This window comes from Proteobacteria bacterium CG1_02_64_396 (assembly GCA_001872725.1).
Taxonomy (GTDB): domain Bacteria; phylum Pseudomonadota; class MNWR01; order CG1-02-64-396; family CG1-02-64-396; genus CG1-02-64-396.
This window is the reverse complement of sequence record MNWR01000005.1, coordinates 1-8,855: the sequence shown is the minus strand read 5'-3', so window position 1 is coordinate 8,855 and position 8,855 is coordinate 1. Positions and strand designations below refer to the sequence as shown.

Genomic DNA, 8,855 nt, shown 5'->3' with positions numbered 1-8,855 from the left:
TGCCTGGACGCTCAAAAAGGGTCGACAACCCCTCCATGGCCACCTTCTTCCACTGGCTGATCTGCGCCGGGTGGATTTGGTGTTCACTAGCCAACTCGCTTGTGGTTTTACCCCCTTCAGGGCCTCCAGCGCCACCTTCGCCTTGAACTGCGCACTGTGCCGTTTGTGTTTCCCGGACATCGCTTGGCTCCTCGCTCTCGCCAATCATGCCCCCTCGGTCTTAACAAAACCTACTGTCCAGTTTTTGGGGTCCACTTCAACCCAGCACACATCGTTGTTTATGTTGCTCAGCCGCATACTGGTCATCATCTTCGCCGTCGAGATGCTGATTATGTTTGGCCTTGATTTTTTTAACCTTCTAACCCCCTCTTATCGCATCGGTTTTTTCGATGCGCTGTTGCTGGCCCTGTTCAGCTCCCCCCTGCTTTATTGGTGGACCATCCGCCCCGTGGCGCAACTGTTGGCCGAAAGGAACAAAATCCGGCATCAGCGCGATGGTTTGGCCCAGCTTATCCACGCAGCCCACATTGCCATGCACGGTCGCGACCCCTATACCGCCAGCCATCAGCGGCGTGTCTCTACCCTGGCTGCCTTGATTGCCATCGAAATGGAGCTTGAACCCTTTCAAATCGAGGGGATTCGGTTGGCCGCCGAGGTGCACGATCTGGGCAAGATCCACCTGCCGTTCGAGCTGTTGACCAAACCGGGCAAACTCACCAAACAGGATCGGCAACTGCTCGAAACCCACTGCGATGCCGGCTACGAAATCTTGCGCCACGTCGTCTCCCCCTGGCCCCTTGCCGAGGTCGCCCGCTGCCATCACGAGCATTTCGATGGCACCGGTTATCCCCGCGGACTCCAAGGGGAGGAGATTCCTCTAGAGGCGAGGATTTTCGCGGTGGCCGATGCGGTCGAGGCGATCTCCGCCGACCGCCCCTATCGCCCCTCCTTGGGGCTGGCCAGGGCCAGCGAAGAGATCGTGACCCACTCGGGCAGCCACTATGACCCCCAAGTGGTCGCCGCCTGCCTGGAAGTCATCCATCTGCCGTGGCAGAGCTACGTCGCCGATTCAACCCTTCCCATCCTTTCTGTGGCTGCATGATCCCGCACCTGCCTGTCCCCCATCCGATTCCGGCCCCTGTATCGTCATATGCCCGACCTTGAATGCCCCTTTGAATTTCCGACCCCCGAGGGCCGCTCCCTTCGCGGTCTGTTGATCCCACCCCCTACCTCCAACGCCCCGCTGCTCGTCTTTTTGTCGGGATTCCGCTCGGTCCACTCCGGCTATAAAGCCAGCGCCATCGCCGCCTGGGCCGCCCAGAATGGCTGCGGCTGCCTGCGTTTCGATCACCTGGGGCACGGGATTTCGGACGGGCCGTTCGAGGCATTTCGAATCGGTCGGGGGATTGAGGAGGCCGCCGCCGCCATCGCCTCGGTTCTTCAACCGGGGCAAGCGCTGGTGCTGGTCGGATCGAGCATGGGGGGGTGGATGGGGTTGGAGATCGCCCGGCGGCGTCTTCTGCCGGTGGCAGGTCTGCTGTTGATCGCTCCGGCGACCGAGTTCATCGCGCGCCGTCTGGGGGGGGCTCTCAGAGCAAGAAACCGACTTTCTCAAGATGCGGGGCCATGTCGACATGCCCGACCGCTATGAGGGGGGGAGTTACCGGATTTCCCACGATTTCTTAATTGAGGCGCTGGCCAATGAGCCCCCTGGTGGCCCCCTGGATCTCCCCTGTCCGGTCGAGATCTTCCACGGCAGCGACGACGAGAGCGTACCGGTCGCTGCGGGGCACCGTCTGGCGCAGCGGATTGCGGGGGCGGTTTTTCATGAGATTCCCGGTGGGGATCACCGGCTGAACATGGCGACCGCTGCGATTTTGGAAGGGGTGGGGCGGTTGGTCGAACACAGTCAAATTTCAAAGGCCGTGGAGTGACATGGGTGTCGGTTCGGTTCCGACCTCCGCAGCCAGTCAATGCGTCATTCCAGGACAACTTGCCGGACCCTGAACCCAGCCGATATCTCGTCGTTTCAATGGGTGGCAACGCGGTGATGGAAGCGTTCGGCCCTCACCCCAGCCCACCCCACTTGGGGCGCCCAAAAAGCCCCCTTCCCTACCCCAACACCCCCCAAACCAGCAGGTGCCGGTCGGAGACCTGCTCCACCCCCAGCCCCTCGATCCCCGCGGCGACCAACTGCGAACACACCTCGTCGATCCGAAAGGCGGCCAACAGGGAGTGGTAGAAATCGTGGCGCAACATCTCTGGCTCTGCTCCCGAATACCGGGACACCAACGCCGCAGCCTCCTCTCGGCTGGAGGGGCGCAGCAGGTCCATGAAGCAGACCGCCGCCCCCGGCTCGGCGTGGTCGAGCAAGGTTTGCCATAGCACCATCGGATCGTGCAGGTGGTGCAGCAGCGAATTGGCGATCAGGGTGGGAAAACGGGGCAACGCGGTGGGATCGGGCAGCGGCAGGCGGGCGTGGCGCAATTGGATGCGGCTGGCAAGCCCAGCCCGGGCCACCGCCGCCACCCCGTGGTTGAGCATCGCTTTGGCGCCGTCAAGACCGGTGAGTAGGGCGGCGGGGTAACGGCGGGCAAAGCGCAGGGTGATGTCGGCGGGGCCACAGCCCAGGTCGAGAACAGCCCCCCCGCCAAAGCCGGGGAAGCGTTCGGCGAAGAGGTTGATGAAGCGATTGTGGGGGGTGGTGAAATCGGCCCCGGCGTAGGCGGCCGCCTGTTCGTCCCCCACCATCAATTCGGGTTCGGGGATGCGCTGGGGAAGAGAATCTTCTGGCATGGTTCCCATTTTATTTAAATGTTTTGCAACATTATGTTCATGTGATTTTAGGCAAACACTCCTACTGATCGACCCCCGAAGCCAGCTCCGCATCGCTGCGGCTCAAGATGCGGGCCAGGCTGATCCAAGCGCCGATTCCCCCCAGCAAAGCCCCGAGCCCCCAGGTCGTCATCGCCTGGGTCGCGCTCAGGCCGTTCCATTCAAGATCCATCTGAATCACCTCGGCGATCCCCGCCACGGCCCCTCCGAGCAAGGGATGGAAGGCCAGCACCAACAGCAGCGCCAAGGTTGTCCCCAATAGCCCCTGCAACACCCCCTCGATCATGAAGGGGCGGCGGATGAAGCTGTCGTGGGCCCCGAGCAGCCGTTGAATCAGGATCTCGTCACGCCGCGCCATGACCGTCAGCCGCACCGTGTTGGCGATAATGAGGGTGACGGCGGTCAGCACCAGCAACATCAGTCCCAACCCCACCTGTTTGAAGGTGGCGATCAAGTTGACGAGGCGGTCGATCCAGGCCTGGTCGTAATCGACCCCCTCCACCGCCACCTGCGCTTCGATGGCCAGCAGCAGGGGACGGAATTTGATGGGATCGAGGTATTCGGGGGCGATGCGGATGGCGACGCTGTCGACCAGAGGGTTGTCCCCCAGGGTTTTCAGCAGTTCGGGACCGTTGGCGCCGATGCGCTGGCTGAGTTTATCCCACGCCTCGAAACGGCCGATCAGGGTGACCTCTTCAAAGGCCCTCTCCTGGCTGCGCAGCCAATTCATAAAATTGCGTTTTTCTGCCGGTTGCAGGTCGGGATTGAGGTAAACCATCACCCGCCCCTCTTGCGAGAGCCGTTCGGTCCAATGCTCGGCATTGCCCTGCACCTGCACGAACAGGGCGTAGGTCGCCATCGCCACGGCGATGATGATGCTGGCGACAAAGGTTGAGATCGGGGTGGCGCGCAGGTTACGCCAGGCCCGGCGAAGCGAAACCGCCCAACGCTGCATCATGGCTGATCCTCCCACTGCGGCTTTCGGGCGATCTTGCCTTCGTGCAGATGGACCACCGGGTGGGCGTATTTGTTGATGAGCGACCAGTTATGGGTCGCCACGATGATGGTGCACCCCCTGGCCTGCTGCTCCTGAAGGGTTTCCATCACTTTGTGGGAGTGGTCGGGGTCGAGGTTGCCGGTCGGTTCGTCGGCAAGGATGAGATTCGGCATGTGGACGATGGCCCGCGCCAGCGCCACCCGCTGCTGTTCACCCCCCGACAGGGTGATCGGGGAGGCCTTGGCGTAGCGCTGCACCCCCATCCGTTCGAGCACCTGCATCACCCGATCCTTGATCTGCTTGGGGGGGGTACCGGCGACCTCAAGGGTGAGGGCGACGTTTTCGAAGACGCTCATGTTGTAGAGCAGTTTGTAGTCTTGAAAAACCACCCCCAGGGTGCGGCGATGATCGGCCAAGCGGCGGCGGGTGATGCGGTCGAGGTTGCGCCCCCCGACAATCAGCCCCCCGGTGGTCAGGGTCTCCCCCCCGTAAATCAGTTTGAGGAAGGTGCTCTTGCCGGCCCCCGATTCCCCGGTGAGGTAGACCAGCCCCCCCTTGGGGATGTGCAGGGAAATTCCCCTAAGCGCCTCCACCCCTTGGGGGTAACGCTTGACCACGTCGAAGAACTGGATCATGAGCAAACCTTGGTTTTGGGATGGTGAGGGCTTGAGGTTGAGGGCCGAACGAAAAAGGTGGATGCGCGATGCGTTGATCCATCCTACGTCAGGCCAACGAGTTGTCGGTGCTGGGTGAAACCACAACGGCACAACCGACGGCAAGCCTACCCACACGCTCCATACCTGCAATGTGCGATAGGTCCAGGATCCATGATTGGGATGCCCCCTCCCCCATCGGCAAGGAGCCTGTCCCGCTCGGTCCCTACCCAACTTTAAACTGGGAAAGGGGGGCAACAGCGCCAACCCGAGGGCAGCGAAGTCAATGTGCTCCTGTTATCGCGCCGGGGCGGCGCTCCTACAACCTGGAGCGCGTCGCGTGGGGAATCGAGGCCAGTTTTTCGCCCTTTTAGGGTCATAGGGCATCTCTAAGGAGGCGCTGATTCAAGTCAGGACGACACCTATTCGAACCCCCTCCGCAACGGCATCATCGATCCCCCTCCACCTCAAAACCGCACCAATTCACCCGGTTTTTTCGGTAAAAACTCCAACCGTTTGAAATCGCAGCATTCTCAGTTTGTCCACCACATATAGCGCATTTTTTCACTTGATGACCCCATATCTGCGGGTTAAAAACCCTCCCCGGCGCTCCAAGAGGGAGCCGCCGGGAAGCGGTTCAAACCATTGATCGAACAAAAAAAGAGGCGTCCGCCGGGGGGGTGGGCGCCCGACTGGGCCTTTTTGAGGGAGAAACCTGCATGACCATGACCAGCCCCATCTCAACCCAAATCTGGGACATGAAGTACCGCTTCAAGCAGGCCGACGGCACCCCCGTAGACGGGACCGTACAAGACACGTGGAGGCGGATCGCCTCGGCACTGGCCTCAGGGGAGTCCAATCCCGCCCAGTGGGAGGGTGAGTTCTACTCCGCCCTGGAGGATTACAAGTTTCTCCCCGCCGGCCGAATCATCTCCGGCTCCGGCACCGGTCGTAGCGTCACCCTGTTCAACTGCTACGTTATGGGGACCATCGGCGATTCGATGACCGGCATCTTTCAGTCGGTGAAAGAGGCGGCGCTGACCATGCAACAGGGGGGGGGGATCGGCTACGACTTCTCGACCTTACGACCCAAGGGGGCGCTGGTGAAGGGGGTCGGTTCGGACGCCTCCGGCCCGATCTCGTTTATGCACGTCTGGGATTCGATGTGCCGCACCATCATGTCGGCCGGCAGCCGTCGCGGCGCGATGATGGGGACGATGCGCTGCGATCATCCCGACATCGAGGAATTCATCACCGTTAAGCAGGACGCCGCTAAGCTGCGCAACTTCAACCTTTCGGTGCTGATTACCGACCCCTTCATGGAGGCGGTCGAGGCCAACGCCGATTGGGAGTTGGTCTTCCCCTTGACCCCCAAGCAGCTCGACGACGTCCAGGGTGTGCCCGACGTCAAACTGGTCGAGCGGATCTGGTCGGACGGCAAAACCTACCCATGCAAGGTCTACAAGACGGTGCGGGCGGTCGATCTGTGGAATCTCATCATGGATTCGACCTACCGCTTCGCCGAGCCGGGGGTGATCTTCATCGACCGGATCAACCGGATGAACAACCTGTGGTACGCCGAGCACATCGCCGCCACCAATCCCTGCGGCGAGCAACCCCTGCCCCCCTTCGGCGCCTGCCTGCTCGGTTCGGTCAATCTGACCCGCTTCGTGAAGAACCCCTTCAGCGATGAGGCGACCATCGACGAAGAATCCTTGCGCCATGTGGTGCGGGTTGCGGTGCGGATGATGGACAACGTCATCGACACCTCGAACTTCCCCCTTGATGAGCAAAAGGCCGAGGCCCAGGCCAAGCGCCGCGTTGGCCTGGGGATCACCGGCCTTGCCGACATGCTGATTATGTTGGGGCAGACCTACGGCGAGCCCGACGCAGTGGCGACCGCCGATGAGGTGATGAAAACCATCACCGTCGAGGCCTACCGCGCTTCGATCGACCTGGCCAAAGAGAAGGGGGCCTTCCCGGCGCTCGACCGCAAAAAGCATGTAGAGTCCCGCTTCCTGGCCAACCTGCCCGATGAGATTCGCAAGGGGATCCTGCGCCACGGCATCCGCAACTCCCACCTGACCTCCATCGCCCCCACCGGGACGATCTCCCTCTATGCCGACAATGTCTCGTCGGGGCTGGAGCCGGTCTTTACCTTCACCTACAACCGCAAGATCCTGCTGCCCGACGGCACCCACGACGTGCAAGAGGTCAGCGACTACGCCTTTCGTCTGTACCGTCATCTCAAGGGGGACGAGGCGGCTGAAAACCTGCCCGAGTTCTTCGTGGACTCGATGACCCTGGCTCCCAAGGCCCATCTCGACATGCAGGCGGTGTTGCAAAAGTGGATCGATTCGTCGATCAGCAAGACGGTCAACCTGCCCGAGGACATCTCGTTCGACGACTTCAAAAACGTCTACCTTTACGCCTACCACCACGACTGCAAGGGGTGCACGACCTACCGCCCCAACGACGTGACCGGTTCGGTGCTCTCGACCTCCGACAAGAAGAAAGACGAGAAAAAGAAAGAGGTGGCGATTGCCGAGAAGAGCAAGGTGGTGCAGTTGCAGCCGTTGCTGGAGCGGCCCGAGCACCTGGAGGGATCGACCTACAAGATCAAGACCCCGCTCTCGGATCATGCTCTGTACGTGACCTTGAACGACTACATCGACGAGCAGGGCCGCCGCCGTCCCTTCGAGATCTTCATCAACTCGAAGAACATGGAGCACTTCAGCTGGATCGTCGCCCTGACTCGGGTCATCTCGGCGATCTTCCGCAAGGGGGGCGACGTTACCTTCCTGGTCGAGGAGCTCAGCAGCGTGTTTGATCCCAAGGGGGGTTACTTCCAGAAGGGTGGGCGTTACATGCCCTCGCTGGTGGCCGACATCGGCGATGTCATCCACAAGCACTTGGTCAGCATCGGGGTGATGCCCGACGAGTCCAAGGCCCGCGAGGAGCGGATGAAGCAGGTGGTCAACGGCAGCACCGCCCCCAACAACTCCAGCCGTTTCAAGCAGTGCCCCTCCTGCGGCGACATGGGGCTGTACTACGAAGAGAACTGCAATAAATGCATTTCTTGTGGTTATTCGAAGTGCGGTTGAGGTAAACGCCGGATCGCTCCGGCGGGTTTTTGGTTTTGGGGTTTGTCGGGGCGTCGGTTGTGTTGAGGGACGAGGCGGTCAACCACCGCAACGCGGACGATTCAGCCCCGAAAAAATTGAGAAATTCGTAGGAGCGCCGCCCTCGGCGCGATTAATTATTTGCTGTTAGGTGTTTTGGAAGGCGCATACTCGCGCCAATGGTGTTGGGGGTTTTCGCGCCACCCTTCGGCTGGCGCAATGGTGAGCGGAGTCTGTCGGGTTTTTCATCCACCAGACCGACGTTCAATCTATGTCGGTAACTTTGTTGTGTTTCACGGACAAGGAGACAGCAAGTGAATCAAAATAATCCGCTTGTTAGGACCGAGAATCAGATCGCATCGGTATCAGGAACGTGCAATAACAACAAAACCATCATCTCGATTTCAAACATCAGGATTCAACAAGAGACTAAAGTATCTGGAGGGAAAAACGTCGAATACATCCCACTTGAAAATATTGACTCGTATGGGGTAGGGACATCTCAACAAACACTTCTATTGATTCTTGGTATTCTCTTATTGCTGGCCTATGGGTTAGGTCTAATTTTGATTGCAATATGGTGGTTTACTCGAAAAACCGGTCTTTTTGTGCATTCAAAATCCGGCAAAACATCCCTCCTAATTGAAGCCTCATCATCAAACCGTAAAGAGCTATTTGATTTTCTTGATGTCATTCAAACAGCAATCAACCAAAATAAATAATCTAGGTGCTTTCGCTCGCCTGGATTGAGCCAGATTTCAAATAAGGTTGCACCAAGAAAAGCGCTGCTAATTAATCGCGCCGAGGGCGACGCTCCTACAAGTTGATTGGATTACGGCGTCCTTCCGGGCCCCGTCAGGGGAACCTGGAATCCACCATGAACCTGGCTCGTTTCCGTTTTGGATTGGCGATTTTTGGAGGGCCACGCTCCGTCGTGGCCGCTTTTGAATTTGAGACCAAAAGGCGGACGCGATAGAGCGCGTCCCTCCAGGTGAAGTGGACCCCAAAAACTGGACAGTAGGTTTTGTTAAGACCGAGGGGGCATGATTGGCGAGAGCGAGGAGCCAAGCGATGTCCGGGAAACACAAACGGCACAGTGCGCAGTTCAAGGCGAAGGTGGCGCTGGAGGCCCTGAAGGGGGTAAAACCACAAGCGAGTTGGCTAGTGAACACCAAATCCACCCGGCGCAGATCAGCCAGTGGAAGAAGGTGGCCATGGAGGGGTTGTCGACCCTTTTTGAGCGTCCAG

At 59.7% G+C, this 8,855-nt stretch carries 7 protein-coding genes and 1 pseudogene; 5 read left to right on the top strand and 3 right to left on the bottom strand.

Annotated features, from left to right (window positions below):
- The first annotated feature begins 280 nt into the window (after positions 1–280).
- From AUJ55_00280 to AUJ55_00270, 3 genes are read left to right on the top strand one after another with little or no spacing between them, the layout of a single operon-like run.
- Positions 281–1,102 carry a hypothetical protein gene (locus AUJ55_00280; GenBank protein ID OIO61386.1) on the top strand — a complete coding sequence of 274 codons (822 nt, stop codon included), beginning with the start codon at positions 281–283 and terminating at the stop codon, positions 1,100–1,102.
- A 48-nt stretch (positions 1,103–1,150) separates the two neighbouring features.
- Positions 1,151–1,651: a hypothetical protein gene (locus tag AUJ55_00275; GenBank protein ID OIO61385.1), complete on the top strand. Its 501-nt coding sequence runs from the start codon at positions 1,151–1,153 to the stop codon at positions 1,649–1,651.
- Positions 1,635–1,934, top strand: coding sequence for a hypothetical protein (locus AUJ55_00270; protein OIO61384.1), 300 nt, complete (start codon positions 1,635–1,637; stop codon positions 1,932–1,934). Before AUJ55_00275 ends, AUJ55_00270 begins: the two co-directional genes overlap by 17 nt.
- A 178-nt stretch (positions 1,935–2,112) precedes the next feature.
- Here the strand turns inward: AUJ55_00270 and AUJ55_00265 are convergent, their stop codons facing one another.
- The 3 genes from AUJ55_00265 to AUJ55_00255 all read right to left on the bottom strand — a co-directional run bounded on the left by AUJ55_00265 (position 2,113) and on the right by AUJ55_00255 (position 4,467).
- Positions 2,113–2,796 (bottom strand): SAM-dependent methyltransferase, encoded by a 684-nt coding sequence (locus AUJ55_00265; GenBank protein ID OIO61388.1) that lies wholly within the window; start codon positions 2,794–2,796, stop codon positions 2,113–2,115.
- Between the two features lie 61 nt (positions 2,797–2,857).
- The gene (locus tag AUJ55_00260; protein OIO61383.1) at positions 2,858–3,793 is read right to left on the bottom strand and encodes a hypothetical protein; all 936 of its coding nucleotides are present in this window, start codon (positions 3,791–3,793) and stop codon (positions 2,858–2,860) included.
- The gene (locus tag AUJ55_00255) at positions 3,790–4,467 is read right to left on the bottom strand and encodes a cell division ATP-binding protein FtsE (protein OIO61382.1); all 678 of its coding nucleotides are present in this window, start codon (positions 4,465–4,467) and stop codon (positions 3,790–3,792) included. The genes AUJ55_00260 and AUJ55_00255 overlap by 4 nt, the downstream gene beginning before the upstream one ends.
- A 737-nt stretch (positions 4,468–5,204) precedes the next feature.
- On the opposite strand from AUJ55_00255, the gene AUJ55_00250 reads away from it, so the two are divergent.
- Together AUJ55_00250 and AUJ55_00245 are read left to right on the top strand one after the other, a co-directional pair.
- Positions 5,205–7,589: a ribonucleoside-diphosphate reductase, adenosylcobalamin-dependent gene (locus AUJ55_00250; protein OIO61387.1), complete on the top strand. Its 2,385-nt coding sequence runs from the start codon at positions 5,205–5,207 to the stop codon at positions 7,587–7,589.
- A 1,061-nt stretch (positions 7,590–8,650) separates the two neighbouring features.
- Positions 8,651–8,855: pseudogene (locus AUJ55_00245) on the top strand (hypothetical protein).